This is a genomic window from Actinomadura opuntiae, assembly GCF_030283205.1.
Taxonomy (GTDB): Bacteria; Actinomycetota; Actinomycetes; order Streptosporangiales; family Streptosporangiaceae; genus Spirillospora.
This window is the reverse complement of sequence record NZ_JASNWF010000006.1, coordinates 212,324-238,445: the sequence shown is the minus strand read 5'-3', so window position 1 is coordinate 238,445 and position 26,122 is coordinate 212,324. Positions and strand designations below refer to the sequence as shown.

General features: G+C 74.0%; 26 protein-coding genes. 15 read left to right on the top strand and 11 right to left on the bottom strand.

Annotated elements, in window-relative coordinates:
• Position 1: 1 nt before the first annotated feature.
• Positions 2 to 1,825, bottom strand: coding sequence for an asparagine synthase-related protein (locus tag QP089_RS14900; protein ID WP_285912174.1), 1,824 nt, complete (start codon positions 1,823 to 1,825; stop codon positions 2 to 4).
• Positions 1,826 to 1,911: 86 nt separating this feature from the next.
• Positions 1,912 to 2,037, bottom strand: coding sequence for a lasso RiPP family leader peptide-containing protein (locus QP089_RS14895; RefSeq protein WP_151544399.1), 126 nt, complete (start codon positions 2,035 to 2,037; stop codon positions 1,912 to 1,914).
• A 183-nt stretch (positions 2,038 to 2,220) separates the two neighbouring features.
• On the opposite strand from QP089_RS14895, the gene QP089_RS14890 reads away from it, so the two are divergent.
• The gene (locus QP089_RS14890; RefSeq protein ID WP_285912173.1) at positions 2,221 to 3,225 is read left to right on the top strand and encodes an LLM class flavin-dependent oxidoreductase; all 1,005 of its coding nucleotides are present in this window, start codon (positions 2,221 to 2,223) and stop codon (positions 3,223 to 3,225) included.
• Positions 3,226 to 3,229: 4 nt separating this feature from the next.
• On the opposite strand, the gene QP089_RS14885 is transcribed toward QP089_RS14890, so the two are convergent.
• A complete protein-coding gene (locus tag QP089_RS14885) occupies positions 3,230 to 4,003 on the bottom strand; it encodes an AfsR/SARP family transcriptional regulator (protein WP_285912172.1) in 774 nt (257 codons plus the stop codon).
• Between the two features lie 328 nt (positions 4,004 to 4,331).
• On the opposite strand from QP089_RS14885, the gene QP089_RS14880 reads away from it, so the two are divergent.
• Together QP089_RS14880 and QP089_RS14875 are read left to right on the top strand one after the other, a co-directional pair.
• The gene (locus tag QP089_RS14880) at positions 4,332 to 4,970 is read left to right on the top strand and encodes a response regulator transcription factor (protein WP_285912171.1); all 639 of its coding nucleotides are present in this window, start codon (positions 4,332 to 4,334) and stop codon (positions 4,968 to 4,970) included.
• A gap of 166 nt (positions 4,971 to 5,136) precedes the next feature.
• The gene (locus QP089_RS14875) at positions 5,137 to 6,588 is read left to right on the top strand and encodes an LCP family protein (protein ID WP_285912170.1); all 1,452 of its coding nucleotides are present in this window, start codon (positions 5,137 to 5,139) and stop codon (positions 6,586 to 6,588) included.
• Here QP089_RS14875 and QP089_RS14870 read toward each other — a convergent pair whose 3' ends face one another.
• Complete coding sequence (locus tag QP089_RS14870; protein WP_285912169.1) at positions 6,589 to 8,007, bottom strand: sensor histidine kinase; 1,419 nt, start codon at positions 8,005 to 8,007, stop codon at positions 6,589 to 6,591.
• Entirely contained in the window at positions 8,004 to 8,747 is a 744-nt protein-coding gene (locus QP089_RS14865; protein ID WP_285912168.1) for a response regulator transcription factor, read from the bottom strand. The genes QP089_RS14870 and QP089_RS14865 overlap by 4 nt, the downstream gene beginning before the upstream one ends.
• A gap of 115 nt (positions 8,748 to 8,862) precedes the next feature.
• Between QP089_RS14865 and QP089_RS14860 the strand changes: the two genes are divergently transcribed.
• Genes QP089_RS14860 through QP089_RS14845 form a run of 4 tightly spaced genes read left to right on the top strand, consistent with a single transcriptional unit; the run spans position 8,863 to position 11,881 of the window.
• Positions 8,863 to 10,221 (top strand): ferredoxin reductase family protein, encoded by a 1,359-nt coding sequence (locus QP089_RS14860; RefSeq protein ID WP_285912167.1) that lies wholly within the window; start codon positions 8,863 to 8,865, stop codon positions 10,219 to 10,221.
• A gap of 11 nt (positions 10,222 to 10,232) precedes the next feature.
• Positions 10,233 to 10,676: an FMN-binding protein gene (locus tag QP089_RS14855; protein ID WP_285912166.1), complete on the top strand. Its 444-nt coding sequence runs from the start codon at positions 10,233 to 10,235 to the stop codon at positions 10,674 to 10,676.
• The gene (locus QP089_RS14850; RefSeq protein ID WP_285912165.1) at positions 10,669 to 11,445 is read left to right on the top strand and encodes an FAD:protein FMN transferase; all 777 of its coding nucleotides are present in this window, start codon (positions 10,669 to 10,671) and stop codon (positions 11,443 to 11,445) included. The genes QP089_RS14855 and QP089_RS14850 overlap by 8 nt, the downstream gene beginning before the upstream one ends.
• A gap of 52 nt (positions 11,446 to 11,497) precedes the next feature.
• Positions 11,498 to 11,881, top strand: coding sequence for a BlaI/MecI/CopY family transcriptional regulator (locus QP089_RS14845; protein ID WP_285912164.1), 384 nt, complete (start codon positions 11,498 to 11,500; stop codon positions 11,879 to 11,881).
• A gap of 4 nt (positions 11,882 to 11,885) precedes the next feature.
• On the opposite strand, the gene QP089_RS14840 is transcribed toward QP089_RS14845, so the two are convergent.
• Entirely contained in the window at positions 11,886 to 13,253 is a 1,368-nt protein-coding gene (locus QP089_RS14840; protein ID WP_285912163.1) for a glycosyltransferase family 4 protein, read from the bottom strand.
• A 268-nt stretch (positions 13,254 to 13,521) separates the two neighbouring features.
• Between QP089_RS14840 and QP089_RS14835 the strand changes: the two genes are divergently transcribed.
• Both QP089_RS14835 and QP089_RS14830 read left to right on the top strand, forming a co-directional pair.
• The gene (locus QP089_RS14835; RefSeq protein ID WP_285912162.1) at positions 13,522 to 14,826 is read left to right on the top strand and encodes an HD-GYP domain-containing protein; all 1,305 of its coding nucleotides are present in this window, start codon (positions 13,522 to 13,524) and stop codon (positions 14,824 to 14,826) included.
• A gap of 123 nt (positions 14,827 to 14,949) precedes the next feature.
• On the top strand, positions 14,950 to 15,075 hold the full coding sequence (locus QP089_RS14830; protein ID WP_285912161.1) for a hypothetical protein: 126 nt from the start codon (positions 14,950 to 14,952) through the stop codon (positions 15,073 to 15,075).
• A 54-nt stretch (positions 15,076 to 15,129) separates the two neighbouring features.
• Here the strand turns inward: QP089_RS14830 and QP089_RS14825 are convergent, their stop codons facing one another.
• A complete protein-coding gene (locus tag QP089_RS14825) occupies positions 15,130 to 16,251 on the bottom strand; it encodes an enolase C-terminal domain-like protein (RefSeq protein WP_285912160.1) in 1,122 nt (373 codons plus the stop codon).
• 168 nt (positions 16,252 to 16,419) lie between these two features.
• On the opposite strand from QP089_RS14825, the gene QP089_RS14820 reads away from it, so the two are divergent.
• A complete protein-coding gene (locus QP089_RS14820) occupies positions 16,420 to 18,222 on the top strand; it encodes a thiamine pyrophosphate-requiring protein (RefSeq protein ID WP_285912159.1) in 1,803 nt (600 codons plus the stop codon).
• On the opposite strand, the gene QP089_RS14815 is transcribed toward QP089_RS14820, so the two are convergent.
• From QP089_RS14815 to QP089_RS14805, 3 genes are all read right to left on the bottom strand, one after another.
• On the bottom strand, positions 18,182 to 18,862 hold the full coding sequence (locus QP089_RS14815) for a class F sortase (RefSeq protein WP_285912158.1): 681 nt from the start codon (positions 18,860 to 18,862) through the stop codon (positions 18,182 to 18,184). The two genes, QP089_RS14820 and QP089_RS14815, sit on opposite strands and share 41 nt — an antisense overlap.
• Before the next feature lie 14 nt (positions 18,863 to 18,876).
• The gene (locus tag QP089_RS14810; RefSeq protein ID WP_285912157.1) at positions 18,877 to 19,698 is read right to left on the bottom strand and encodes a hypothetical protein; all 822 of its coding nucleotides are present in this window, start codon (positions 19,696 to 19,698) and stop codon (positions 18,877 to 18,879) included.
• A gap of 105 nt (positions 19,699 to 19,803) precedes the next feature.
• Positions 19,804 to 21,120, bottom strand: a complete 1,317-nt coding sequence (locus QP089_RS14805; protein ID WP_285912156.1) for an ABC1 kinase family protein — start codon at positions 21,118 to 21,120, stop codon at positions 19,804 to 19,806.
• A 133-nt stretch (positions 21,121 to 21,253) separates the two neighbouring features.
• On the opposite strand from QP089_RS14805, the gene QP089_RS14800 reads away from it, so the two are divergent.
• From QP089_RS14800 to QP089_RS14790, 3 genes are all read left to right on the top strand, one after another.
• Positions 21,254 to 22,435 (top strand): sensor histidine kinase, encoded by a 1,182-nt coding sequence (locus tag QP089_RS14800; RefSeq protein WP_285912155.1) that lies wholly within the window; start codon positions 21,254 to 21,256, stop codon positions 22,433 to 22,435.
• Positions 22,432 to 23,073 carry a response regulator gene (locus QP089_RS14795; RefSeq protein ID WP_285912154.1) on the top strand — a complete coding sequence of 214 codons (642 nt, stop codon included), beginning with the start codon at positions 22,432 to 22,434 and terminating at the stop codon, positions 23,071 to 23,073. The genes QP089_RS14800 and QP089_RS14795 overlap by 4 nt, the downstream gene beginning before the upstream one ends.
• Positions 23,074 to 23,164: 91 nt before the next feature.
• Positions 23,165 to 23,848 (top strand): DedA family protein, encoded by a 684-nt coding sequence (locus QP089_RS14790; RefSeq protein WP_285912153.1) that lies wholly within the window; start codon positions 23,165 to 23,167, stop codon positions 23,846 to 23,848.
• A 118-nt stretch (positions 23,849 to 23,966) separates the two neighbouring features.
• Here QP089_RS14790 and QP089_RS14785 read toward each other — a convergent pair whose 3' ends face one another.
• Positions 23,967 to 24,320, bottom strand: a complete 354-nt coding sequence (locus tag QP089_RS14785) for a PRC-barrel domain-containing protein (RefSeq protein ID WP_285912152.1) — start codon at positions 24,318 to 24,320, stop codon at positions 23,967 to 23,969.
• A 159-nt stretch (positions 24,321 to 24,479) separates the two neighbouring features.
• Here QP089_RS14785 and QP089_RS14780 point away from each other — a divergent pair, with 159 nt between their 5' ends.
• Both QP089_RS14780 and QP089_RS14775 read left to right on the top strand, forming a co-directional pair.
• The gene (locus QP089_RS14780) at positions 24,480 to 25,574 is read left to right on the top strand and encodes a type III polyketide synthase (protein WP_285912392.1); all 1,095 of its coding nucleotides are present in this window, start codon (positions 24,480 to 24,482) and stop codon (positions 25,572 to 25,574) included.
• A gap of 226 nt (positions 25,575 to 25,800) precedes the next feature.
• A complete protein-coding gene (locus tag QP089_RS14775; protein ID WP_285912151.1) occupies positions 25,801 to 26,106 on the top strand; it encodes an isoprenylcysteine carboxylmethyltransferase family protein in 306 nt (101 codons plus the stop codon).
• Positions 26,107 to 26,122: the final 16 nt, after the last annotated feature.

The following is a 26,122-nucleotide window of genomic DNA, read 5'->3' as shown; positions in this document are numbered from 1 at the left end:
TTCATCGGGCGGGGACCGGCCGGCGCTCGACGGCGCGCAGCCAGGTCTCGCAGGCGAACGTGCTGATCAGCGGCATCAGGGTCAGGGACGAGGGCGGCAGCGTCTCCAGCGTGGCGCGCAGCGCGGCGGCGTCGACGAGGCCGCGGCCCGCCAGCCGCATGTCGTCGCCGCACAGGCCGAGCAGCGCGGCGCGGTGCCGGCGAAGGCTCTCGTACGCCTCCGCGCTGTACTCCGACTTCGTGGCCCGTCCGAGGATCCGCGCGGGGACGATGCCGGCCATCGCGGTCGACAGGGCGGGCTTGTAGCGGTCGGGCATCGTGGTGTCCTGGAGCCGGATGGCGAGCGCGGCCTCGATGACCCGGTCGTCGACGAACGGGGCGTGCCAGGCCACCCCCTCGCGGGAGGTGAGGCGGTCGACGCGGCGGATCGTGTCGCCGCAGAGCCGGGCGTCCTGGAGCGCGGCGTGCTGCCCGCGCAGCGGCGCGAGCGGTTCGACGCCCGACGCCCCGACCCGCCGGAACAGCGTGCGCGCGGCGTCGGCGGCGTCGCCGGACGCCCAGGGCGGCAACCGGTAGGCGATCCCCCAGCCGAACGCGGGCGCGCCGCCGACCTCGCGGACCGGATCGGTGAGCGCCCCGGCCGACGCCGCGAGCCACTCCCCGAACGTGTCGCGGTTCAGCAGCGCCCGCACCGCCGGGAGCAGCGGCCACCGGTACATCGCCCGGTACGCGCGCAGGTGCCGGACGGCGCGGCCACGCCGCGTCCGCAGCAGCGTGTGCAGGTTGAGCGGGTTGCCGAGGAACAGTTCGTCGCCGCCGTGCCCGGTCAGGTGGGAGGCGGAACCGGCGGCGGCGACGCGGCGGGCCATGTGCGTCAGCCGGGCCCGCGTCCGGATCCACGCTAACGGACCCTCGACGTCGGGCTCCGGATCGGGCTCGGCGATCCCGTCGAACCAGGTCGGGGCGGTGTCGCGGGCCAGCACCAGATGCTCGGCGGACGGCAGCTCCTCGGCGGCGAGCCGCGCCCAGTGCCGGTCCTCGTCGGCGCGGTCGACGGCCTCCCAGCGGGTCGTGACGAGCCGGTCCGCCTCGTCGGCGGCCAGGAAGCACAGGCTGGTGGAGTCCATCCCGCCGGACAGGTCGGCGCTGACCGTCTTGACGTCCCGGGCCCGGACGGCGACGGCGTCGCGCAGCGCGTGCCGGACGCGGCGCGCCCCGTCTGCCAGCGGCAGGTGCGGTTCCGGCGGCGTCCACCACCGGACCGGGCGGCCCCGCCCGTCCGGGCCGACGTCGAGGTAGCACCCGGCCGGGACCGCCTCGACGCCCGTCCACAGCGGCGTCTCGCTGATCGGCCATGGCGCCCACGGTGCGACGAGCCGGGCCGCGAGCAGTTCGTCGTCCACCCGGTGATCGCCCGGCAGGGACATCGGCGAGTCGGCCGCGACCGTCACTCCGCCGAACGAGGTGTGGAAGACCTGTCGCGCGGTGGAGACGCTGCCCTGCACGCGGACGTGCCCGTCGATCGACGCGACCAGATGGAAGCTGCCCGCGAGCCGCCCGCACAGCGCGTCCAGGTCGCGCACCGAGCGGACGCGGGAGAGGACGCGCTCCAACTCGTCGCGGGTCGTGTCGGCGGGGCCGAAGAGCGCGACGCGGCTGCGCCCGGCGGCGGCGTGCACGACGCTCCCGTCGTCCCAGCGCCCGACGATCCAGGGGCGGCCCGACGCGTGCGCCAGCCGCCGCGCCGCCGGGGGCCCGGTCGCCGCCGGGGGCCCGGCCGCGGCAGCCGCGACGGCGGCGTCCGGAAGAACGCGGAACTCCACCATTGCCCTTTTCCCTTTCACCAGTCGTGCCGGCGCCGGGCTGAACCGGCGCCGGCACGGCCATTGCGAGCTGACAGACCGCGCAGGCGTCAGCAGAGCATGACGCACGACCAGTCGTTCTCGAAGCCCCAGCTCGGCCGGCCGAGGGTCAGCTCGGCGAAGCCGCCGACCTCCATCAGCGCGGGCGGCTCGTAAGCCGCGACCTTCTGCTGCATGAAAACACCCTCCTTGCGAACCGGGGCGGCCCCGGATGGGCCTCCCCGTTGCACTACCACATTAGGAGGGCCGTCATTTCACTTACCTTGCAGTTGCCTTTCAGCAGGACCGCGCGGTATTGAGCTCCCCGGTCGGCGGCGGGAGTATCTGCGGGGCAGGAGAAACGATCGAAGGAGCCGGCGATGACCCTTGTTTCCATTCTCGACACCGCGCCCGTGTGGCAGGGATCGTCGCCGTCGCGGGCGCTGCGCGAGTCGCTGCGGACCGCGCCGGAGGCCGAGCGGATGGGGTACCACCGGTACTGGGTCGCCGAGCACCACAACGCCCCGTTCATCGCCAGTTGCGCCCCGCCGGTGCTCGTCGCGCACATCGCCGCCGCCACGTCCCGGATCAGGGTCGGCTCCGGCGGCGTCATGCTGCCCAACCATCCGCCGCTGGTCGTCGCCGAGCAGTTCGGGACGCTGGAGGCGCTCAGCCCCGGCCGCATCGACCTCGGCGTCGGCCGCTCCCCCGGCACCGACATGACCACGGCGAAGGCGCTGCGCCGGGTCAGCAGCCCGCCCGGGTCGCAGGCCTACCGGGACCAGGTCCGCGAGCTGGTCGCGCTGCTGTCGCCGCGGCCCGGCGACCCGGTCGTCGCGGTCCCGGCGGCGGGCGGCGCGCCGGACGTGTGGCTGCTCGGCTCCAGCGTCGACAACGGCCGGTTCGCCGGCGAGCTGGGGCTGCCGTTCGCGTTCGCGCACCACATCCGCCCGCTCAACGCCGAAGCCGCGCTGCGCGCCTACCGTGACGCGTTCCGGCCGTCCGCGGCGTTCCCCGAGCCGCGCACGCTGCTCGCCGCGTCGGTCATCGTCGCCGATTCCGCCGCGCACGCCGAATGGCTCGCCGGGCCGTCCAGAGTGATCGTCGACCAATCTCTGAAGGGCACGCGGAACGCGCCGAACGTCACACCGGAAGACGCCGCGAAAATCCACTGGACGGCCGATGAGGAGGCGATGCTGCGCGAGCACATGGCCCATCACGTGATCGGCGATCCGGAAACCGTCCGGGAGCGCCTGAACGATCTGCTCGCGCGGACGGAGGCCGATGAACTCATGGTGCTGACGCTCGTCCACGACTACGACGAGCGCCTGCGCTCCTACGAACTGCTGGCCAAGACGATGCTCGCCGAAACAATCGAATACTGAAGGGTCACAGCGAAAGGACCGAATGGTCGTCGCGGAGGATCGCCATCTGCAGGCGGCGCAGTTCGAGATCGGGATCGACGCCGAACTCGTCGCGCAGCTGAGAGCTGACCTTCCGGTACGCCGCGAGCGCCTCGACGCGGCGGCCCGACCGCGACAGCGCCAGCATCAGCTGCCACCAGAACCGCTCCCGGAACGGGTACCGGTCGGTCAGCGCCCGCAGCTCCCCCACCATGCCGTCGTGCTCCCCGAGCTCCAGCCCGACCTCGCAGCGCCGCTCCACCGCCCGCAGGTACTCCTCGGTCAGCCTCGGCACCTCGGTCTGCTGGAGCGTGTCGGACCGCACGTTCGCCAGCACCGGCCCGCGCCACAGCGCCAGCGCCTCCCGCAGGACCGCCGACTGGGCGGCAAGGTCGCCCCGCTCCCCGGCCGCGGCGGCCTCGCGCGTCAGCGCGCGGAAGCGCAGCAGGTCCAGCCGGCCGGGCCCGAGCTCCAGCACGTAGCCGCCGGACGAGGTGGTCAGCAGCTCCGCGGACCCGGGCGAGTGCCGATCGAGCCACTGCCGCAGCCGGGAGACGCAGGAGTACAGCGCCCCGCGCGGCCGGTCGGGCAGCCGGTCGCCCCACATGTGGTCCAACAGGTGCTCGACCGGGACGACCTGCCCCGCGTTCAGCGCCAGCGCGGCGAGCAGCACCCGCTGGCCGCCCTTCGGCAGCTCCACCCGCCGTCCGTCCACCACGGCCTCCAGCGGCCCGAGCACCTTGAGACCGACCCCGTCCATGTGGCTCCCCCCTGCGTCCGTACGGCTGCATCGGCAGTACAGCTCAGTTTGCGCAGAGTCGGGATGTCTGTCATGACGGTCGTTCGGGGGTCATGGCCTCCGCCCTGCGCGAGGTAGCGGGCGTCACCGAGGAGCCAAAGGAAACTCTCTATGACGGAACGGTCTCTCTCAGTAAGATCGAGGGGTTGTCGCCCCCCGCCGAGCAGACCGCCCTGACGCACGCCCTCGAACGAGCACGCTCCCGCCGGCCCGCCCCCGCCGCCACGCCCCTGTCGCCAGTCCCTGCCGCCACGCCCCCCGTCCGAGCAAAGGTCGAACCCGCACCCCGATGGCTCCCACCCGCCGCGTCACCGTCGCCGTCGTCGACGACCACGATGTGGTGCTGTCCGGCGTCCGCGCCTGGATCGACGGCGACCCGCGCCCCGTCGAGATCGTCGACACCGCCGCCACCATCGACGGCCTGGACCCGGCGCTCGCCCCCGACGTGCTGGTCATCGACCCGCGGATCGGCGGCGAGGCGGCGTTCGAGCGGATCGCCGAGCTCGCCGCGGCCGGCCACCGCATCGTCGTGTTCTCCCAGCTCGCCGAGGCCGGCCTCGCCCGCCGCGCCGAGCTGGCGGGCGCCCGCGCGTTCGTGCGCAAGGAGTCCGCGGAGGGCCGGCGCCGGCTCGTCGACGCCATCCTCGCGGCGGCCGGCGACGCCCCGGCCGCCCGGGCCCCGGCGCCGCCCGAGCCGGGGACCGCGCCCTGCCGCCCGCAGTTCTCCGAGCAGGAGCTGCGGACGATGCGGCTGTGGCTCGGCGGCCTCACCCGCGCCGCCGTCGCCCGCCAGATGGGCATCAGCGAGCACACCGTCAAGCAGTACCTGGAGCGGGCCCGGGAGAAGTACGCCAGGGCGGGCCGCGACGCGTCCAACCGGATCGCGCTGTACCGCGAGGCGCACCGCGACGGCCTGCTCGACGACTGACCGGCCCGCCCGCGAAGAGCGTCCGGGGCCGATCCGGGCCGGTGACGCAGCGGAGTGGTTCCAGCCGACCTCGTGAGCATCGTTCCGTGGGCGGTGAGGGTAGAGGATACTGTCGTCTGAGTCACGTGTTTGACAGAGTTCGATTGAGCGCGGTGGCCGCTGACCGGTGCTCACGATTCAGACGGAGTCGCTGGAGCCGATGAGCAGCAACCCGACGTACCTTGACTACGCGGACGAGGTGGAACCCGACCCCGATCCGGCGCCGCCCCGCAGGCGCGGCCGGCGGGTGCTGAAGTGGGTCGCGATCGCCACCGCCGTGCTGGTCGTCCTCGCCGGCGCCGCCGGCTACGGGTTCTACTGGCAGCTCCAGCACAACATCGACCACGAGGACACCGACAAGCTGATCGGCGGCAACCGCCCGCCGAAGCTGAACAGCGCGCTGAACATCCTGATGCTCGGCACCGACAGCCGCGCCGGCGCCAACGCCAAGTACGGGCGCGGCATGAAGAACGACCCGCCCCGGTCGGACACGATGATCCTGCTGCACCTGTCGCCGGGCGGGAAGCAGGCGATGGGCATGAGCTTCCCGCGCGACCTGATGGTGCCGATCCCGGCCTGCCGGCGCACCGACGGCACCAGCTCGCCCGCCGCGGCGGTCGGGATGATCAACAGCTCGTTCACCAACGGCGGCGCGTCCTGCACGGTCAAGACGATCGAGAACCTGACCCACATCAAGATCGACCACTTCATGCAGGTCGACTTCACCAGCTTCAAGGCCGTCACCGAGGCGGTCGGCGGCGTGGAGGTCTGCCTGCCGCAGGACGTGAACGACAAGGACTCCAAGCTGCACCTGGCCAGGGGCAAGCACACCATCCAGGGCGAGACGGCGCTGGCCTACGTCCGCGACCGGCACGGCCTCGGCGACGAGTCCGACCTGCAGCGGATCAAGCGGCAGCAGCAGTTCATGGGGTCGCTGGCGAACAAGGTCCTCAGCGCCGGGACGCTGACCGACCCGAAGAAGGTCTACGACCTGGCCGAGGCCGGCACCAAGTCGCTGACCACCGACGAGGGCCTCGACCTCGGCACCATGGTGAAGATCGCGCGGAGCATGCACGGCCTCACCGCCGGCAGGCTGGACTTCGTCACCGTCCCGGTGGCCGCCTACGCGCCCGACCCGAACCGGGTGGCGCTGCTCCAGCCCGACGCCGGCCGGTTCTTCACCGCCGTCCGGCAGGACCAGTCCCTCGAGGCCGCGGCGAAGAAGACCGCGGGGCCGGTGAACGTGCGGCTCTACAACGCCACCGGCCGGGCGAGCACCGCGGCGAAGGTCGCCAAGCAGCTCACGGGGCAGGGCTTCAAGATCGTCGGCACGGAGACCATGAGCACCCGGCGGACGACGGGCGTGTACTACGCGCAGGGCTCCCAGCAGCAGGCCGCCGCGCTCGCCGCCGTGGTCCCGGGCGCGAGGAAGGCGCTGTACCCCAAGGCCGGGCCGGGGGTGGTCAACCTCGTCCTCGGCACCTCCTTCACCGCGGTGAAGGAGAAGAAGAAGGCGGGCATCCCGACGCTGCAGGGCGAGATCCACGCCGACGGCGACATCTGCAACACCGGAGCCTGATCAGGCGCCCGGCAGGGTGATGCGGAACGTCGAGCGGCCGGCCAGCTCGGCCCGGCCGGCGTGCGCGGCGGCGACCGCCTGGACGATCGCCAGCCCGAGGCCGGTCCCGCCGGCCGCGCGGGAGCGGCCGTGGCCGGCCCGCACGAACCGGTCGAAGATCTCGTCGCGGATCTCCGCCGGGACGCCCGGCCCGTCGTCCTCCACCTCCAGCACCACGGCGGCGTCCCGCCGGGTGAGCCGGACGGTGACGTGCGTGCCGGGCGGGGTGTGGGTGCGGGCGTTGGCCAGCAGGTTGGCCAGCAGCTGGTGCAGCCGGCGGCCGTCCCCCGTGACCGTGACCGGCTCCTCGGGCAGCACCATCTCCCAGCGGTGGTCCGGGCCGGCGGCGCGGGCGTCGCTCGTGGCGTCCAGGACGAGCCGGGTCAGGTCGACCGGCTCGGACTCCAGCGGGCGCCCCGCGTCCAGCCGGGCGAGCAGCAGCAGGTCGTCGACCAGCTCGGTCATCCGGACCGACTCGGCCTCGATCCGGCCGAGCGCGTGCCGCACGTCCGAGGGGACGCCGTCGCGGGTGCGCAGCGCCAGCTCGGCGTGGCCCCGGATCGCCGCGACCGGGGTGCGCAGCTCGTGGCTGGCGTCCGCGGCGAACCGGCGCAGCCGCTCCTCGCTCGCGTGCCGGCGGGCGAGCGCGCCCTCCACGTGCCCGAGCATCCGGTTCAGCGCGGCGCCGACCCGTCCGACCTCGGTGCCGGGATCGGTGTCGGGGACGCGGTCGGGCATCGCGACCTCGCCGCTGGCCAGCGGCAGCTCCGTCACGCGGGACGCCGTGGCGGCGACGCGGCGCAGCGGCCGCAGCGCGAGCCGCACCCACGCCGCCGCCGCGATCCCGGCCGCGATCAGCACCGCGGCGAACACGATGAGCTCCACCCGTTCCAGCCGGTGCACGGTCTCCTCGACCGGCCGCAGCGGCAGGCCGGTGACCAGCACGTCGCCGTCGTCGCCGCGGACCGCCGCCATCCGGTAGTCGCCGAGCGCCGACAGCTCCACGTCATGGCCCTCGCCGTCCGGCGGCAGCGCCGCCAGTGCGCGGGCGTCGCCGGTGCTCAGCGGCACCCCTTCGACGTTCGGGCCGCGCACGACCGCGGCCCGGGTGACCTGCCCCTGGAACAGCCGCGCGCCGCACGTCCCGGACGCCTGCCCGCGCGAGTCGGGCCGGTTGTCGGCGTCGGGGCGGCGCTCGTGTTCCAGGCTGGCCGGGAAGTGCCCGCCGGTCGCCGCGAGCTGCTCGTCGATCCGGCCGACCAGGAACCGGTCGAGCGCGGCGGTGGTGGCGACGCCGACCGCCAGGCAGCTCAGCGCCAGCAGGACGACCAGCCCCGCCGTCAGCCGGGCCCGCAGCGTCCGGACGCGCGGCACCCTCACGAGAGCCCCGGCGGCTTCAGCACGTACCCGACGCCCCGGACGGTGTGGATCATCGGCGTCCGGCCCGCGTCGATCTTCTTGCGCAGGTAGCTGATGTACAGCTCGACCACGTGCGCCTGGCCGCCGAAGTCGTAGTCCCAGACGCGGTCGAGGATCTGCGCCTTGGACAGCACCCGGCGCGGGTTGCGCATCAGGAACCGCAGCAGCTCGAACTCGGTCGGGGTCAGCTCGACGAGCTCGCCGTCCCGGGTGACCTCGCGGGCCTCCTCGTCCATGGCCAGGCCGCCGACGGTCAGCAGCCCGGCCGTGCCCGACTGGCGGGTCATCCCGGCGCGGCGCAGCAGGCCGCGCAGCCGGGCGAGGACCTCCTCCAGGCTGAACGGCTTGGTGACGTAGTCGTCGCCGCCGGCGGTGATCCCGGCGATGCGGTCCTCGACGGCGTCCCGCGCGGTGAGGAAGAGCACGCAGACGTCGGGGGCGGCGGCGCGCAGCCGCTTCAGCACCTCCAGGCCGCCGAGGTCGGGCAGCATCACGTCCAGGACGACGGCGTCCGGGTGGAACTCGCGGGCCGCGGCGAGCGCGCCCGCGCCGTCGCCGGCGGTGCGCACCGACCAGCCCTCGGACGCCAGCACGCGCGACAGCACCTCGGCGAGATCGGGTTCGTCGTCGACGACCAGGACGCGGACGGGCGTCCCGTCGGCCCGGCGCAGTCCGGCGCCCGCGGGTTCGGGAGTGCTCATGATGCGGCCCAGCCTCCCTCCCCAACCTCTGCGTTTCCTCAGAGAAACCTCTCAGTGCCCCTGTTCCCCCAGGAATCAGAAGAACCTCAGAAATTGCGTTGGCAGGGTGACCGGCATGACCACGACCAGGCATGACATCGGGCGGATCGCCCCGCCGGCCCCGCGCCCGGCATGGCGCGCCCCCTCCTCGTGGCCGCAGGTGCTGATCTACGCGGGCGCGGCGGCCGTGCTGCTGCTGTGGTGGCACGGCACCCGGTCGGTCACCGGCCTGGACGGCTGGCTGACCGAGGCGGGCCGCGTCACCGGGCTGATGGCGGGCTACGGCTGCGCCGTGCTGCTCGCGCTGATGGCGCGGATCCCGGCGCTGGAGCGCGGCGTCGGGACCGACCGGCTGGCGCGCTGGCACGCGATGGGCGGCCGGTACACCGTCTGCCTCGCCTGCGCGCACGCGCTGCTGATCATCTGGGGCTACGCGGTGACGGCGCGCACCGACGTGGTGCACCAGACGGCCACGATCGTCTTCGACTACCCGGAAATGATCAAGGGGACGCTCGGGTTCCTGCTGCTGCTCGGCGTCGGGATCACCTCGGCGCGGGCCGCGCGCCGCCGGCTGCGCTACGAGACCTGGTACTACCTGCACTTCGCCACCTACCTGGCGATCTACCTCGCGTTCTGGCACGCGCTGGCCGACGGCGCCCAGTTCGCCGGCACCCCCTGGGCGAAGGCCGCCTGGTACGCGCTGTACGGCGGCGTCGCGGTGGTGCTGGTGTGGTTCCGGTTCGTGATGCCGGTCGTGCGGGGGCTGCGGCACGACCTGCGGGTCGCCGCCGTCCACGCCGAGGCGCCCGGCGTCGTGTCGATCTACATGACGGGCCGGCACCTGGACGAGCTGCGCGCGCGTCCCGGCCAGTTCTTCCGCTGGCGGTTCCTCGCGCCCGGCCTGTGGTGGGCGGCGAACCCGTACTCGCTGTCGGAGCCCGTCCGGGACGGCCGGATGCGGATCACCGTGAAGGCCGCAGGCGACCACAGCGCGGCGCTTTTCCGGCTGCGTCCCGGCACCCGGGTGTGGGCGGAGGGCCCGTACGGCGGGTTCACCGGGACGCGCCCGCACCACGACCGCGCGCTGCTGCTGGCGGGCGGCGTCGGCATCACGCCGCTGCGGACGCTGTTCGAGACGCTGCCCGGCGACGTCGTCCTGCTCTACAAGGCGCGCCGCCCGGAGGACCTGGCGTTGCGCGACGAGCTGGACGCGATCGCCGCCGCGCGGGGCGCCCGCGTGCACTACTTCGTGAGCGAGCCGGCCGGCTATTCGCTGCCGCTCACCGGGCAGGCCCTGCGCGGCCTGGTGCCCGACATCGGGCACCGGGACGTGTACCTGTGCGGGCCGCCCGGGATGACCGGCGCCGCGCTCGCGGCGCTGAAGCAGGCGGGCGTGCGGCGCCGCCATATCCGTCACGAATCGTTCGAGTTCTGAGGGGCCGTTCCGTGCGCAGAGCCTTGATCACCACCGGTTCGACCGTGGCGGGCATCGTCCTGCTGCTGTCGTTCAAGCCGCACCACAGCACGACTGCGAAGGCGGCGGCCGCGGCACCGCAGACGACCGGGACACCGGCCCCGGCGCCGTCGTCCACGACCACGGCAGCCGGGAAGGCGGGCGGCACCTACAAGGGCGACGTGATCGACACCCGCTGGGGTCCCGTGCAGGTCGAGATCACGATGGCGAACGGCAAGCTCACCGCGGTCAAGGTGCTGCAGGTGCCGACGGAGAACCCCCGCGACCGGGAGATCAACCAGTTCGCCGTGCCGCAGCTCACCCAGGAGGCGCTCGCGGCGGGCAGCGCGCGCATCGACTCGGTCTCCGGCGCCACCTACACCAGCGAGGGCTACATCCAGTCCCTGCAGAGCGCGTTGGACGCCGCCCATGCGTGACCATGCCGCGTCCGTGCACCACGTCGAGCACGTCATGGGGACGGTGTTCTCCTTCGACATCCGCTCCCCCCGCACCCCGGAGATCACCGTGGCGCTCGCGCAGGCCGTCGCGTGGCTGCACCGCGTGGACCGCGTCTTCTCCACCTACCGCGCCGACAGCCAGGTCAGCCGCCTCGCGCGCCGCGAGATCGGCCTCGGCGAGTGCGACCCGGAGGTCGCCGAGGTGCTTGCCCTGTGCGAGGAGACGGAGCGGGCCACGGGCGGGGCGTTCAGCGCGGCGCCGGCCGGGCGGCTCGACCCGAGCGGGCTGGTGAAGGGCTGGGCGATCGAGCGGGCGTCCACGATCCTGCACGACGCGGGCGCCCGCGACCACTGCGTGAACGGCGGCGGTGACGTCCAAGCGCGCGGCGAGGCCGCACCCGGCGAGCCGTGGCGGATCGGGCTCGCCGACCCGGCGGACCCGGCCGCGCTGGCCGCCGTGGTGGCGGGGACCGACCTCGCCGTGGCGACGTCCGGCATCGCCGAACGCGGCCACCACATCACCGACCCCCGCACCGGGCGGCCCGCCACCGCGCTGGCGTCCCTCACCCTCGTCGGCCGGCACCTCACCGAGGTCGACGCGCTCGCCACCGCCGCGTTCGTCATGGGCGACGCCGCGCGCGGCTGGGCGGCGGCGCGTCCCGGCGTCGAGGCGTTCGCCGTCGCACCCGACCGGACCCGCTGGTGGACGCCCGGTTTCGAACGCCTCGCGCTGCTGCCGACGGGGTAGGTTTGGGTGGACCGTGCCACCGCCGTCGCGTTCCGTCCGGAGGGATCCGCCCATGCCCAGGCCCGCAGGCGACCGGCGCGCCAAGGGCGATCTGGAGGCGGAGGTCCTCGCGGTCCTGGAGCAGACCGCTGAGCCGCTCACCCCGCGCGAGGTCGGCGAACGGCTGGCCCGGCCGCTGGCCTACACCACGGTGATGACCGTGCTGGCGCGGCTGCACGAGAAGGGCCTGGCCGAACGCGAACGGGCCGGCCGCGGCTACGCGTACTCGTTCCTGCGCGACGAGGCGGGCCGCAGGGCGGTGCAGATGCGGCGGCTCCTCGGCGAGGAGGACCAGCGCGCCGACGTCCTCGCGCGCTTCGTCGGCGAGCTGTCGCCGGAGGACGAGGACGTCCTGCTGCGCCTGCTCGGCGGCGACCCCCGCGGCCCGTCCGCCTAGCCCGTCACAGGAGCCCGGCCTCCTTCTCCGGGACGCGGCGCCGCGCGGGTCGCCGCGCGGGAGCGGGCCGCACCAGATCGTCGAGCAGCGCGTCCCATTCGGCGCCGACCGCCTCCGGCGAGTAGCGGGCCATCGCCCCAACGGCCTGCTCCCCGAGCCGGGCGCGCAGCGGCAGGTCGTCGATCAGCCGGCCGATCGCCCCCGCCAGCGCCGCCACGTCCCCGCCCTTGACCAGCAGGCCGTCGACGCCGTCGGTGAGCAGCTCGCGCGGGCCGGTCGGGCAGTCGAACGACACCACGCCGAGGCCCTTGCTCATCGCCTCCAGCAGCACCAGCGGCAGCCCCTCGTACCGGGAGCTCAGCACGAAGATCGACGCCTCGGACATCGCGGTGCCGATGTCGTCCGTCCGGCCCATCAGGAACGCGCTGGACGACAGCCCCCGCCGGTCGATCCGGCGTTGCAGCCGCTGCCGCCACGGCCCGCCGCCGTAGATCCGCAGCGTCCAGCCGGGATGCTCCGCCGCGACCCGCTCCCAGGCGTCCAGCAGCAGGTCGAAGCCCTTCTGCCGGACGAGCCGCCCGGCGGCCAGCACCGTGGTCGCGGCGGGGTCGGCGGGCCCGCCGTCCAGCTCCGGCAGCGCGTTCGGGATGCACACCAGCCGCCGCGCGTCCGGCAGCTCGCGGCGGTAGCCGGCCAGGTCGGCCGCGGTCAGCGTGACGACCGCGTCGAGCCGGCCGTAGCGGCGCAGCACGCGGTCGCGCACGTCCGGCCGGTGGCTGCCGAGGTTCATGTGCTCCTGCCCGACGGTGCGGACCTCCGGCGGCGCGAACACCGCCGCCGCGAGGTTCAGGCCCGGCCGCGTGGTGATCAGCAGGCCGGTGCGCAGCGAGCGCAGGAACCGGATGAGCAGCAGGTCGGTCCAGAGCGAGCAGCGCCGGTAGGACGGCTCGCCGATCGGGACGAGCAGGCTCGGCAGCCGCGACAGTACCCGGCGGGCCAGGCCGAGCGCGCCGCCGGGCGGCTCGACCCGGTCGTCCAGGCAGGACAGCCGGACCCCGTCGGGGATCGGGAAGGTCGGCCGGCGCAGCTCCCGGATCAGCCCGACGACCTCGACCTCGCGCTGCCGGGCCAGCTGCCCGGCGGTGTTGAGCACGGTGCGGACCGTGCCGCCCGCCCCGTACGCGTGCTGCACCAGGAAGACGACCTTCCGGGCCGTCGCGGCGGGCGCACGCCGCGCCCGCCGCCGGTTCGCCGGCCGCAGCACCAGCAGCGCCAGCGGCTCCAGCAGTGCGGACAGCATCCGCACGGCCGTCCTGCCGCCCCATCGCACCGCGCGCCGCAGGACGTTCCGGCGCTCGCCCGCCCCGATCACGACATCAGCCTCCTGCGGGACGAGGCCCGGGCCTCGCCCCGATCGACCTACTACTGCCAACGTAGTAATACATGCCCCGGCGACCGGGGCCGCATCCGGGCATTACCCCGTTTGCCGGGAACGTGTCATCCCCCGGCCGAATCCGGGTGTGAGGGCGTTCACCGCGCGACGGCACGGATCCCCCCACGTCGCGGCCAAGGTGGCGTATGCTTTTGGTGATCGAGCGACCACGTACAGTGATCGCGAGTCCGACTCCCCGGGGGACGGCATGCCTGGACTGCCCCGCGCCGCCTGGCTCTACGTCTGTTGCGTCGTCGCCCTGGCGGCGGTTCTCATCGGCGCGTCGTCCCCCGGGAGCGTCGACCCGCAGGTCCTGGTGGCGCTGGTCGCCCTGTTCGTCATGTGCGACTCGCTGCCCGCCCGGCTGACCGTCGAGCGGGCCCGGATGTCGCTGGGCTTCGCGGTGAGCCTGGCGTCGGTGGTGCTGCTCGGCCCGGTCGGAGCCGCCCTGGTCGGGCTGAGCGCGGTGGCCACCGGGCAGCGCAGGGTCGCCCTGGTCAAGCGGCTGTTCAACGGCGCGCAGTTCGCGGTCGGCGGGTACGCCGCCGGCGCGGTGTTCGGCGCGCTCGGCGGCGCCCGCTTCGAGCCCGGGCGGGCCGGCTGGGTGTGGGACGTGCTCGGCCCGTTCGTCGGCGCGCTGCTGACGTTCGTGCTGGTCAACCTCGTCCTGATGTCGGGGGCGCTGCTGCTCAGCGGCGAGTCCGACCTCGGCGAGATGGCCCGCGACAGCGGCCAGCTCGCCGGGGTGTGCGTCGGGTACGGCATGTACGGGCTGCTGATCGCGGGCCTGTGGGCCGACCTCGGCCCGCTGGTCGCGGTGCTGGTGCTGCTGCCGCTGTTCGTCGCGCGGTGGGCGCTGGAGCAGACGTTCGGGCAGCGGCGCGCCTACGACGCGACGCTCGCCGCGCTGTGCCAGGCCGTCGAGACCAAGGACCCGGCCACCCGCGGGCACTCCGAGCGGGTGTCGCGCGGCGCGGTGATGATCGCCCGCCAGATCGGGATGCGCCCCGAACGGGTCGAGGCCATCCGGTACGCGGGCATGCTGCACGACATCGGCAAGATCGGGGTCCCGACGAAGATCCTCCGCAAGGAGGACCGCCTCACCGACGAGGAGTTCGCGGCCGTCCAGCTGCACCCGATGCGCGGGCTGGAGATCGTCCGGGAGATCGGGTTCCTGGACGAGGCGCTCGCCGGGATCCTGCACCACCACGAGAAGATGGACGGCCGCGGCTACCCGATGGGCCTGGTCGGCGACGAGATCCCCGAGTTCGCCCGGGTGATCGGCGTGGCCGACGCGTTCGACGTGATGACCTCGGCCCGCCCCTACAAGGGCCCGATCCCGGTCGCCGACGCCAAGCAGGAGCTGCGCCGCAGCGCCGGCACCCACTTCGACCCGGTGATGGTGGAGGCGTTCCTGCGCGCGCTGGAGGCGCACGGCTGGGAGCCGCAGCGCGAGCACCGCCTCGACACGGCCGCCCGCAACGCTCCCGCCGCCGACCCCCGCCAGGTATAGGGCGCGGCACGCCGCCGCGTGACGCCGAGTTTGCCCGTCCCAGGGCATAGACCCGATCTCCGCGGAGAAGCCGTCATTGATGCGGCGACAGGGCCTTCGGCCGGACGGAACGGGGTGGTGGGCGTGAACGCCAGGCGCAGGCGGAGTGCGGCGGGCCCCAGGTGGCCCATGCTGCTGGGACTGATCGCGACCGGCTTCATCCTCTACGTGTGGGTGTGGGCGTCGACGCAGGGCGGCCCGCCGTTCTGACGGTCCCGCTCGCCTCGGACAACCGACCGTCCAGCATCGTGCAGGCGGGCGGGGTCAGGTGCCGTGGACGCGGTACTTGGCGGCGTCCGTCCACTTGACCTCGAGGCCGAGGCCGGGACGGTCGGCCGCGGGCCGGAGCGCGCCGTCCTCCGGGCTGAGCGTCCCGTCGAAGACCAGGTGCTCGAAGCGCACGTGGTCGTGGAAGTACTCCAGATGGCGCAGCCGCTCGACGGCGCAGAACGCGTGCGCCGACACCGCCGGGGCGCAGTGCGCCGACAGCCCGATCTGCCGGGCCGCCGACAGGCCCGCGACCTGCAGCAACCCCGTGATGCCGCCGCAGCGGGTGACGTCGGCCTGCAGGCAGTCGACGGACGGGCCGTCCAGCAGGTCCGCGAAGTCCTTCAGCACGAACCCGTACTCGCCGGCGGCGACCTCGAGCCGTCCCGGCCCCTGCTCGCGGACGAGCCGCAGCCCCTCGGTGTCGTCGGAGCTGACCGGCTCCTCGAACCAGCGCACGTCCCACTCCTCGGCCAGCCGGCGCGCCCAGTACAGGGCGTCCTTGCGGGTCAGCGCGCCGTTGGAGTCGACGTACAGTTCCGGGCCTGGGCCGATCGCCTCGCGGACGGCGGTGAGCCGGCGCGGGTCGTCCTGCGGGGAGCGGGAGATCTTGAGCTTGACGCGCGGGATGCCCTGCTCCACCCAGCCGGCGAGCTGCCCGGTGAGCCGGTCGAGCGGGTAGTTGGTGAAGCCGCCGCTGCCGTACACCGGGACGCGGTCGTGGAAGCTCGGCAGCACCTGGTACAGCGGCCGGTCCAGCAGCCGGGCCTTCAGGTCCCACAGCGCGACGTCGACCGCCGACACCGCCATGGACCCGACGCCGGGGCGGCCGGCGTTGCGGATCGCGGCGAACATCCGGTGCCAGGCGGCGGCCGGGGCGAGCGCGTCCGCGCCCTTCACCAGGGAGGCGAACTCGGACTCGATGAGCGTCGCCACGGCCGTGCTGCCGTAGGTGTAGCCGATCCCGGTCCGCCCGCCCGCGCTCGCCTCGACCAGCACCATGGTCGTCGAGTCCCAGCGCAGGGTGCCGTCCTCCTCGGCGCCGTCCGGGCCGTCCGTCGGCAGCTCGAACGCGTGGACCGCGATGCCGTCGACCGGGATCCCGCTTCCCGTGCTCATCGGCCGCTCCCCCTTTCGTCCGCCTCTAAGTACCGCTGGAAGCGGCGGCGAAACGATCCGGCCCTCCGGAGCGCGGTCCCTGTTTGCCATGGCCTCCCTCGGGGACGTGGCGTTAGGACGCACACGGCGTTAGGACGTACACGCGCATCGACCGGAACTGGAGAGATCATGGGGCAGCAGGTAGCCGACTACGTGCTCGAGCGGCTGCGCGAATGGAGCATCGACCGGGTCTTCGGCTACCCGGGCGACGGGATCAACGGAATGCTCGGCGCGTTCGACCGCGCCAAGGGGCATCCGGAGTTCATCCAGACGCGGCACGAGGAGATGGCCGCCTTCATGGCCTGCGCCCATGCCAAGTTCACCGGCGAGGTCGGGGTGTGCATCGCCACGTCCGGCCCCGGCGCCATCCACCTGCTGAACGGCCTGTACGACGCCAAGCTGGACCACCAGCCCGTCGTCGCGATCATCGGGCAGCAGAAGCGGCAGTCCCAGGGCACCCACTACCAGCAGGAAGTCGCGCTGGAGAACCTGTTCTCCGACGTGTCGGAGTTCGTGCAGATCTGCATGGACCCGGGGCAGATGCGGCACATCATCGACCGCGCGTTCAAGACCGCGCTCACCACCCGCGGCGTGGCGACGATCATCATCCCGGAGGACGTCCAGGAGAGCGACGCCGTCCCGTCGCCGCCGAAGGAGCACGGCTCGGTCTACTCCAGCGTCGGCTGGAGCCAGCCGCGGGTCCTGCCCAACAAGGAGGAGCTGCGCAAGGCGGCCGACATCCTCAACGGGGGCAAGAAGGTCGCGATGCTGATCGGGCAGGGCGCGGCCGACGCCGAGGCGGAGGTCATCGAGACCGCCGAGCTGCTCGGCGCCGGCATCGCCAAGGCGCTGCTCGGCCGCGAGGTCGTCCCGGACGACCTGCCGTTCGTCACCGGCCCGATCGGGCTGCTCGGCTCCAAGGCCAGCGACGAGATGATGATGAACTGCGACGTGCTGTTCATGATCGGTTCGAGCTTCCCCTACGCCGAGTGGCTGCCGGACGAGGGCAGCTGCAAGGGCGTCGAGATCGACATCGACGGCCGGATGATCGGCATCCGCTACCCGATGGACGCGCACGTCGTCGGGGACGCCAAGGAGACCCTGAGGGAGCTGATCCCGCTCCTGAAGCGCAAGAAGGACCGGTCCTGGCGGGACGAGATCGAGGAGAACGTCCGCACCTGGAACACGGTGATGGACAAGCGGGCGAAGCAGAGCTTCGGCGGGAAGATCAATCCGCAGGCGGTCGCGCACGAGCTGTCGCCGCTGCTGCCCGACGGCACGATCCTCACCGCCGACTCCGGCTCGGCCACCAACTGGTGGGCCCGGCACATCAAGCTCCGCGACGGCATGAAGGCCTCGCTGTCCGGGACGCTCGCGACGATGGGGCCCGGCGTCCCGTACGCGATCGCGGCGCGGTTCGCCTACCCGGACCGCCCGGTGATCTGCTTCGTCGGGGACGGCGCGTTCCAGATGAACGGCATGAACGAGATGCTCACCGTCAAGCGGTACGCCGACCGGCTCGCCGGCTCCCCGCCGCTCATCTTCGCCGTGTTCAACAACCAGGACCTCAACCAGGTCACCTGGGAGCAGCGCGCGATGGGCGGCGACCCGAAGTACCCGGGCTCGCAGACGATCCCCGACTTCCCCTACGCCAAGTACGCCGAGCTGGCGGGGCTGAAGGGCATCTACTGCGACGAGCCGAAGAAGGTCACCGACGCCTGGAAGCAGGCGCTGTCCAGCGACCGCCCGGTCGTGCTGGAGTTCGTGGTGGACAACGAGATCGCCCCGATCCCGCCGCACATCATGAGCGACCAGGCCAAGAAGGCCGTCAAGGCCGGCATCAAGGACCCGCAGAAGTTCGGCATCGCCGAGCGCGGCTTCCGGCAGAAGCTCACCGACATGTACGAGAACCTGCCCGGCCGCAAGCACTGACGGGCGTGCGGGCGACGGCGGTGAGGTGCGCGAAGGCGACCGTGTTGTCGCGGTAGTGCCGGGTGGCGGTGTCGAACGCGCCGCCGCAGGTGATGAGCCGCAGGGACGGCCCCGGCGTGTCGGTGTAGACCGCGCGCGTCGGGAAGCCGTCCTTGGCGAACCGGCGGACGGCGTCGACGGTGAACACCGCGGTCGTCCCGTCCGAGCGCCGCACCCGCACGTCCTGGCCGGGACGAAGCCGCCCGAGCCGGAAGAACACCGACGGCCCCGCGTACGAGTCCAGATGCCCCTCGATGACGGCGGTGCCCGCCTCGCCGGGCGTCACCGAGCCGGTGTACCAGGCGGGACGGTCCTGGTGCGGGGGCCGCGGCGGTTGCAGCGTCCCGTCCGGGCGCAGGCCGGCGCGGGCCACCGGGGCGTGGACGCCGAGCGCCGGGATCGCGATCCGCATCGGCGGCGCCGCCGGGAGCGCGAGGGCCTGTTCCGCGCGCTGCGCCTGCGGCGGCGCCCAGGTGCGCGGCGCGGCGGGCGCCTGCGGCGCCGGGCCCCGGTGCCCCATGACCGCCGTCGTCACGGCCACGATCCCGCACGCGGCGGCCGCCAAGCCCAGCCCCACGGCCTGGCGGTCGCCGCGCGCCACGGCAGGGCGGCGCTTCATACGGGCCGGCACGCCACCCGACCCCGGCGCCGGACGAGCAGGACGCGCGCCAGCGCGCCCGCGCCCGCGAGGCCCGCGCCCGTGCCGAACAGCCAGGTGCCCATCGATTCACCGCTGCCGGCGGTGGAGCCGATGCCGGTCCCGGCGCCGCCCGCCGGCATGGCCTTGAGCACGCCGCACAGCGCGGGCGAGGTCGCGGCCAGCGGCAGCGACGGCACCAGCTCGCTCTTCTCCTTCTGCGCCTTGCGGCTGAGCGTCTTCGGGTCGTCGCCGTGCACGACCACGACCGCGATGCCCTTGCGCAGCGACGCCACGGCCGCCGGGCTCAGCGTGATCGTCCGCTTGTAGCGCAGGCTCGGCCCCATCGGCGCGATCTTCAGGTTGGTACCCGCCTTCGGCGTGATGTCGCCCCGCACCGACAGCGTCGTCTGGATCGGGCCGTAGGACGGCAGCCCCTCCGCCGTGCTGACCACGCCGTCGTTGTTCCGGTCGGCGGACATGGCCGGGCACATGCCGCGGGCACCGCCGTGAATGTGCTGTACGTGCGGATACGGCTTGCCGTTGAATTTCGCGGCGAGCCCGGAATAGTGCTCGGTGATGGTCGCGGTCGCGCCGCGCAACCGCAGTGTCAGCCGTCCCGACCCCGTCTGGTGGTTGAGCGGGCGCAGCGTCGCCTGGTAGGTGACGGTGCCCGCCGCGGCCGGGTCCGATGCGGCCGATGACGCCGCGGCCGGTGCCGCCAGCGCCAGGCCCGCCGCACCGGCGGCCACCAGCGCCGCCGCCCCCACGGGCGACCGTTCCGAGCCTTTTCTCTGCATTCCTGCCCTTTCCTCTGTGCCGCGCATCGCTCGCTTTCCGCCAGGTGATTGCCCTGGCGAAAATCGCGCTAATGCGCGCCCGGTACCCGCGTAGAGCAAAATCCGCTAGCTTCGTCCGGCGTCCGTCTGGGTCTCCGCGAGCCAGTGGAGGGCTTCGGCCTGGAAAGCAACCTCCGCTTCGAGCTGGCAGAGGACGCCGATCCCGACGCCGAGGGCGCGCTGGGCGTGGACCGCGCCGGGCGGGAACGCCATGCTGAGCCCCACCGGCATCGACGCGGTGATGCCCTTCAGCGCGTCCCGCAGGTAGGCCGCGTCGAACCGGAACGTCTCGGCGAACGCGGGAGCCCCCGAGCGCAGGAACAGCTCCCGCAGCCGCGCCTCGTCGGCCCGCACGTCCGGAGGCAGGAACCCCGCGCGGCGCAGGGCGTCGGCCATGCCGGCGCCGGTGTCGAGGGCCGCGAGGTGGACGTCCATCCACCGCTCCAGCGGCGTCGGGGTGCCCGGCCGATGGCGGTAGACCGCGCCGAAGTCCAGGACGCCGAGGCGGCCGTCGTCGAGGAGCCGGAAATTGCCCGGGTGCGGATCGCCGTGCATCATCCCGGTCCGGGCGATGGCGGAGAACATCAGCCGGGTCAGCAGCAGCCCCGCCCGGTCGCGTTCCGCCCGCCCGCCCGTCTCGATGACGCGGGCGAGGGGCGTCCCGCCGATCCACTCCGACACCAGGACCCGGCCGCGACGCAGCAGCACATCCGGGACGACGAAGTCGGGATCGTCCAGGTAGGCGGCTCGGAACGCGCGTTGCGCCTCGGCTTCCCGGGCGTAGTCGAGTTCCTCGGCGAGCCGGTCCATCAGCTCGGTGGCGAGGGCGCGGCCGTCCAGCTCCGGCGCCAGCATCGCGGTGAGGACGCGCATCGCGAAGACCACCGCGTCGCGGTCGCCGAGCAGCTCGTCGCGCGCGTCCGGGTACTGGATCTTCACCGCGACGTCCCCGCCGCCGGCGGCCCACCGCGCCCGGTGCACCTGGCCGAGGGACGCGGCGGCGGCCGTGTCCATGTCGAACGAGGCGAACAGATCGCGCCAGCCGGGACCCACGTCCTCGCCCATGACGCGCTCCACCGTCTCGGCGGGCTCCGGGCGGACGGACTCCTGCAGCGCCGCCAGCCGACCCCGGTACACCGCCGACACCTGCGGCGGCATCACCGCCTCGTAGACCGACAGGACCTGGCCGAACTTCAGCACCCCGCCGCGCAGCCCGCCGAGCACCTCGACGAGCTGGTCGGCGGTGCGTTCGTGCAGGTCGAGCGCGGACTCGTCGGTCAGCCGGCCGAGCGCCCGCAGGCCGCCCGCCCACGCGAGCCGGCGCGTCGCGGCGAGCGGCAGCGCCGACAGCCGCGCCATCCTGGAGATCGATCGCATCCTCATGCCGCCAGCGTGACCGCCGCGCGCCCGCCGCCGCATCGGGCGGGGGTCGCCGATCCGGCTATGACCGCGGTCGTGGTGCCACTGCGACCGCGGTCCGATGACGGAACGCCTCGCGATCCTTAGGATCGGCGCCATGCGACGGGTCAGAGCCTTCTTCCTCGGCAACCCGCCCCCGTGGCCCGTGCTGCGCTTCTTCGGCCTCGTCGGCGTCGCATGGGCCCTGCTCGCCGTCGCGCTGTCGCCCACACCCGCCGCCCGGACCGCGCTGGTCGCCGTCTACGTCGCGGTGTGGGCGTGCCAGGCGGCGCGCCCGTGGCGCATCCCGCCGGTCCTCGTGCCGTGGACGGTCCTGGGCGTCCTTCTGCTGCTCGCCGCCGCGCCGTCCGCGAGCGATCCCGGCGGGTTCCGGCCGTTCCCGTTCGCCGAGGGCACCTACGCCGACGGCGCGCTCGCCGTCGCGACCGCCCCGGCCTGGGCGCACCTCGCGATCCTCGCGCGGACCCGCGACCTCGCCTGGTGCGTTCCCGCGGCGCTCGCCCTCGCCCCCGCCCGCCACCTCGCCGCCGCAGGGCTGCCGCTGTGGCCCGCCTGGCTGCTGTGGGGCACCGGGTTCCTGCTGCTCGGGCTGGCCTTCCGGCTGCACGCCGCGCTGTACGAGGCGCGGCTGCGGCTCGACCGGGAGGCCGTCGCCGAGGAGCGCCGCAAGATCGCCCGCGAGGTGCACGACCTCGTCGGGCACGGCCTCGGCGTCGTGCTGCTGAACATCGGCGCGGCCCGGCTCGCCACCGCGCGCGGCGACGCGCCCGCCGCGCTCGCCGCGCTGGCGGAGGCCGAGCGGGTCGGGCGGCGCGGCGTCCGGGACGTCCACCAGGGCCTCGTGCTGCTGCGCGATCCGGCCCCGGCCGGCCGGCCGATCGCCCCGCCGCCGCCCACCGCCGAGGACATCGCCGCGCTCGTCGGCGAGCTGCGCGCGGGCGGGCTGGCCGTGGACCTCACCACGCGCGGCGACCTCGCGTCGGTCGACCCGGCGGTCGGGCTGGCGCTGTACCGCGTCGTGCAGGAGGCGCTGGCGAACGCCGCCCGGCACGCGCCCGGCTCGTCCGCCGCCGTCGCCGTCGGCGTGGACGGCCCGCTCGCGCTGGTCACCGTCACCGACGGCGGCGCCCCGCCCGGCGCGGGACGTCCGGCGGGCGGCGGGCTCGGGCTGGTCGGGATGCGCGAGCGCGTCACCGCCCTCGGCGGCACCCTGCGCGCCGGCCCGCACGGCACCGGCTGGCGGGTCGAGGCCGCGGTCCCGGCCGGCGGCGCCCGGTGACCCGGCTGCTGCTGGTCGACGACCAGCCGCTCGTCCGCGCCGGGCTCGTCCGGATCTTCGAGGGCGAACCGGACCTGGAGATCGCCGGGGAGTGCTCCGACGGCGACGAGGTGGCCGCCGCGCTCGCCCGGGTGCGGGCCGACGCCGTCCTGATGGACGTCCGGATGAGGCGGATGGACGGCGCCGAGGCCACCCGGCTGCTGCGGTCCGCGCCCGGCGCGCCGCCCGTGCTGATCCTCACCATGTTCGACGACCCGCAGGTCGTCGCCGCCGCGCTGGCCGCCGGCGCGGCCGGGTTCGTGCTGAAGGACGCGCCCTGCGAGGAGATCGTCCAGGCGACGCGGGCGGTCGCGGCGGGCGACGGCTGGCTGGACCCGGCGGTCGCGCCGCAGGTGCTCGCGGTCTACCGGTCCCGGCTCGGCCGCGTCCCGCCGCCGTCCGCACTGGACGGGCTGTCCCCGCGCGAGCGCGAGGTGCTGGCGCTGATCGGCGAGGGGGCGACCAACACCGAGATCGCGCGGCGGCTCAACATCGCCGAGGGCACGGTGAAGACCCACGTCGGGAGCGTGTTCGCCAAGCTCGGCCTCCGCGACCGCGCCGCCGCGATCATCTTCGCCCTCCGGCACGGCCTCGCCTGACCCCGGCTTTGACCGGCCGTTCCTACGATCGGAGCATGGCGGCACCGCGCGGCGCGCATCACGTCCACGGCTCCGGGAATGGAGGGTTGTCGTGAGCGACGCCATCCTGGAGTACCTGCGCGGCCTGATGTCGTCACCGTGGATCTACGCGGCCCTGTTCGGGCTGTCCATGGTCGACGCGTTCATCCCGATCTTCCCCAGCGAGTCGCTGGTGGTGACCGCGGGCGTCTTCGCCCACCACGGCGAGCCCTGGCTGCCGCTGGTGATCGCGGCGGCCTGGGCCGGTGCGTTCTGCGGCGACCACGTCTCCTACTTCATCGGCCGCTACGCGGGCGACTGGCTGGAGCGGCGCTGGCTGCGCCCCGGCACCCGCAGGCGCGGCGCCTACGACCAGGCCGGCCGGATCCTCGCCAGGCGCGGCGGGCTCGTCCTGCTCATCGCCCGCTACATCCCCGGCGGGCGGACGGCCGCGACCCTGGTGATGGGGGCCGTCGACTACCCGCTGCGCAAGTTCTCCCTGTTCGACGCGCTCGCCACCGGCCTGTGGGCCACCTACTCCGCGATGATCGGCTACCTGGGCGGCGCGGCGTTCCAGAACGACCCGTTCAAGGGCCTGCTGCTCGGGCTCGGCATCGCCGTGGGCGTCTCCGCGCTCGTCGAGGGCGGGCGCTGGCTGTGGGGGCGGTTCGTCAGCGGGCGGGACGGGAGCCGCGCCGGCGCCCCATCCGGACACCGCTCAGCACCAGATCGATCAGGAACACCACCACGCCGATGATCAGCAGGTAGAACAGGCCCTTCACGACGACGCCGACGATCCCCAGCGCGATCGCGACGATCAGGATGAACAGGAACAAGGCCACGGCGTTCTCCTTCCTCGGCCGGCGAGCCCGCGGTCAGCGGCGGCCCAGCCGGCGCTCGTTCGGGCCCGCCGCGTAGGCCAGCCCGTAGTACTCGAAGACGGCCTGCTCCTCGCTCGCCGGCAGCTCGCCGTCGGTGCCGATCGACGGGGCGCCCTTCACCTGCTTCTTGTCGTACGCGAGCCGGACGTGCCCGGGCCCCACGGTCGCGTCCGCGAGCGGCGCGAACACCAGCCGCTGCCGGGTCGGCAGCCCCACCTTCACGGTGGCGAAGGACGGCTGGTCGGTGGCGGTGTCGACGTAGATCGCCTCCAGCTCGCCGATCTTGCTCCCGGAGGCGTCGACCACGTCGTGGCCGCGCCACTGCCGAATGTCCTCGATCGCGAACATGTCACATCCAGCCGTCGGGTCGTCCGTTCCTTACCTGTCCGTCTACCCACTGCACGGCGGATATGTCGGGTCCCGGTCGCGAAGGCCCCGGCGCCGCGCCGGATCGGGCCGTCCAATGGCTTGACCTGCGGAATCGGCATCACCGCGGCCGTGGCGGGCATGGGGTGCGCGAGGGCTGGAGGTCTCATGCGCGTGCTGGCGGTACGGACCGTTCTTCCGGAGCACCACTACGACCAGCGCCGGATCACCGAGGCCGTCGCCGGGACGGTGAAGGCCGACCAGCGGCTCGTGGAGCGCTTCCACGCCGCGACGCGGGTGAGCGGGCGCAACCTCGCGCTCGCGATCGAGGACTACGCGGGGTTGACCGATTTCACCGCCGCCAACGACGCCTACATCGCGACCGCCCTGGAGCTGGCGGAGCGGGCCGTCGGGAAGGCGCTGGACGCCGGGGGCCTTGCTCCCGAGCAGGTCGACCACCTGGTGTTCTGCTCGTCGACGGGCGTGGCGACGCCGTCGCTGGACGCCGCGCTGGCGCAGCGCGCGGGCCTGCGCGAGGACGTCAAGCGGCTGCCGGTGTTCGGGCTGGGCTGCGCGGCCGGCGCCGCCGGGCTGTCCCGGTTGCACGACTACCTGCGCGCCTGGCCTGAGCAGGTCGCCGTGCTCGTCTGCGTCGAGCTTTGCTCGCTGACCGTCCAGCGCGACGACGCCTCGGTGGCGAACCTGGTGGGAAGCGGCCTGTTCGGCGACGGCGCCGCCGCGGTGGTGGCGGCCGGCGACCGGCGCGACATCGGCGGCCCGCCGCCGGACGGCCCCGGATGGGGGCCCCGCGTCGTCGCGACCCGCAGCCGGCTCTATCCCGACACCGCCCGGCTGATGGGCTGGAACGTCGGCGAGCACGGTTTCCGGATCGTCCTGGCCGCCGACTTGGTCGACCACGTCGAAGCGAGCCTGGCCGGCGACGTCACCGCCTTCCTCCGCGACCACGGCCTGACCCCCGGCGAGATCGCCTCGTGGGTCTGCCACCCGGGCGGACCGAAGGTGATCGAGACGATCGGCGCGGCCTTCGGCCTCGACGGCGGCGAGTTGGACCTCACCTGGGACTCGCTCCGCAAGGCGGGCAACCTGTCGTCGGTGTCGGTGCTCAACGTGCTGGAGGAGACGATCGCGCGGCGCCCGCGCCCGCCGGACGCGCCGGGCCTGCTCATGGCCCTCGGCCCGGGCTTCTCCGCCGAGATGGTGCTGCTGAGGTGGTGATCCTCTGATCGCGTACGCCGTCCTGATCCTGCTCGTCGCCGCCGAGCGGGTCGCCGAGCTCGCCCTGTCCCGGCGCCATCTCGCGTGGGCCCGGCGGCGCGGCGGCGTCGAGCACGGGCAACGGCACTACCCGGGCTTCGTCGTCGTCCAGCTCGTTCTACTGGTCGGCGCGCCGCTGGAGGCGTGGCTGCTGAAGCGGCCGTTCATCCCGGCGCTGGGGTGGCCGATGCTCGCCGTGGCGGTCCTCGCCCAGGGGCTCCGCTGGTGGTGCATCGCGACGTTGCGCGAGCAGTGGAACACCCGCGTCGTCATCGTCCCGGGCCTGCCGCTCGTCGACCGAGGTCCGTACCGCCGGCTGCGCCACCCGAACTACCTCGCGGTCGTCGCGGAGGGCGTCGCGCTGCCGCTCGTCCACACCGCCTGGCTCACCGCGTCGGTCTTCACCATCGCCAACCTCGGAATGCTGAACGTCCGCCTCCGCGTCGAGAACGCCGCGCTGCGCCAGGCCGCCCCGGCGGCACGGCCTCGCTGACTCCGCACTGTTGACC

Excerpts from the sequence above, each read along its gene's own strand:
- QP089_RS14860 (WP_285912167.1), top strand. The coding sequence starts at position 8,863 with ATGACCACGACCAGGCATGACATCGGGCGGATCGCCCCGCCGGCCCCG.
- QP089_RS14885 (WP_285912172.1), bottom strand. The coding sequence starts at position 4,003 with ATGGACGGGGTCGGTCTCAAGGTGCTCGGGCCGCTGGAGGCCGTGGTG.
- QP089_RS14835 (WP_285912162.1), top strand. The coding sequence starts at position 13,522 with ATGCCTGGACTGCCCCGCGCCGCCTGGCTCTACGTCTGTTGCGTCGTC.
- QP089_RS14825 (WP_285912160.1), bottom strand. The coding sequence starts at position 16,251 with ATGAGCACGGGAAGCGGGATCCCGGTCGACGGCATCGCGGTCCACGCG.
- QP089_RS14820 (WP_285912159.1), top strand. The coding sequence starts at position 16,420 with ATGGGGCAGCAGGTAGCCGACTACGTGCTCGAGCGGCTGCGCGAATGG.
- QP089_RS14785 (WP_285912152.1), bottom strand. The coding sequence starts at position 24,320 with ATGTTCGCGATCGAGGACATTCGGCAGTGGCGCGGCCACGACGTGGTC.
- QP089_RS14775 (WP_285912151.1), top strand. The coding sequence starts at position 25,801 with ATGCTCGCCGTGGCGGTCCTCGCCCAGGGGCTCCGCTGGTGGTGCATC.
- QP089_RS14845 (WP_285912164.1), top strand. The coding sequence starts at position 11,498 with ATGCCCAGGCCCGCAGGCGACCGGCGCGCCAAGGGCGATCTGGAGGCG.
- QP089_RS14810 (WP_285912157.1), bottom strand. The coding sequence starts at position 19,698 with ATGCAGAGAAAAGGCTCGGAACGGTCGCCCGTGGGGGCGGCGGCGCTG.
- QP089_RS14780 (WP_285912392.1), top strand. The coding sequence starts at position 24,480 with ATGGGGTGCGCGAGGGCTGGAGGTCTCATGCGCGTGCTGGCGGTACGG.
- QP089_RS14890 (WP_285912173.1), top strand. The coding sequence starts at position 2,221 with ATGACCCTTGTTTCCATTCTCGACACCGCGCCCGTGTGGCAGGGATCG.
- QP089_RS14880 (WP_285912171.1), top strand. The coding sequence starts at position 4,332 with ATGGCTCCCACCCGCCGCGTCACCGTCGCCGTCGTCGACGACCACGAT.
- QP089_RS14865 (WP_285912168.1), bottom strand. The coding sequence starts at position 8,747 with ATGAGCACTCCCGAACCCGCGGGCGCCGGACTGCGCCGGGCCGACGGG.
- QP089_RS14800 (WP_285912155.1), top strand. The coding sequence starts at position 21,254 with ATGCGACGGGTCAGAGCCTTCTTCCTCGGCAACCCGCCCCCGTGGCCC.
- QP089_RS14805 (WP_285912156.1), bottom strand. The coding sequence starts at position 21,120 with ATGAGGATGCGATCGATCTCCAGGATGGCGCGGCTGTCGGCGCTGCCG.
- QP089_RS14850 (WP_285912165.1), top strand. The coding sequence starts at position 10,669 with ATGCGTGACCATGCCGCGTCCGTGCACCACGTCGAGCACGTCATGGGG.
- QP089_RS14895 (WP_151544399.1), bottom strand. The coding sequence starts at position 2,037 with ATGCAGCAGAAGGTCGCGGCTTACGAGCCGCCCGCGCTGATGGAGGTC.
- QP089_RS14900 (WP_285912174.1), bottom strand. The coding sequence starts at position 1,825 with ATGGTGGAGTTCCGCGTTCTTCCGGACGCCGCCGTCGCGGCTGCCGCG.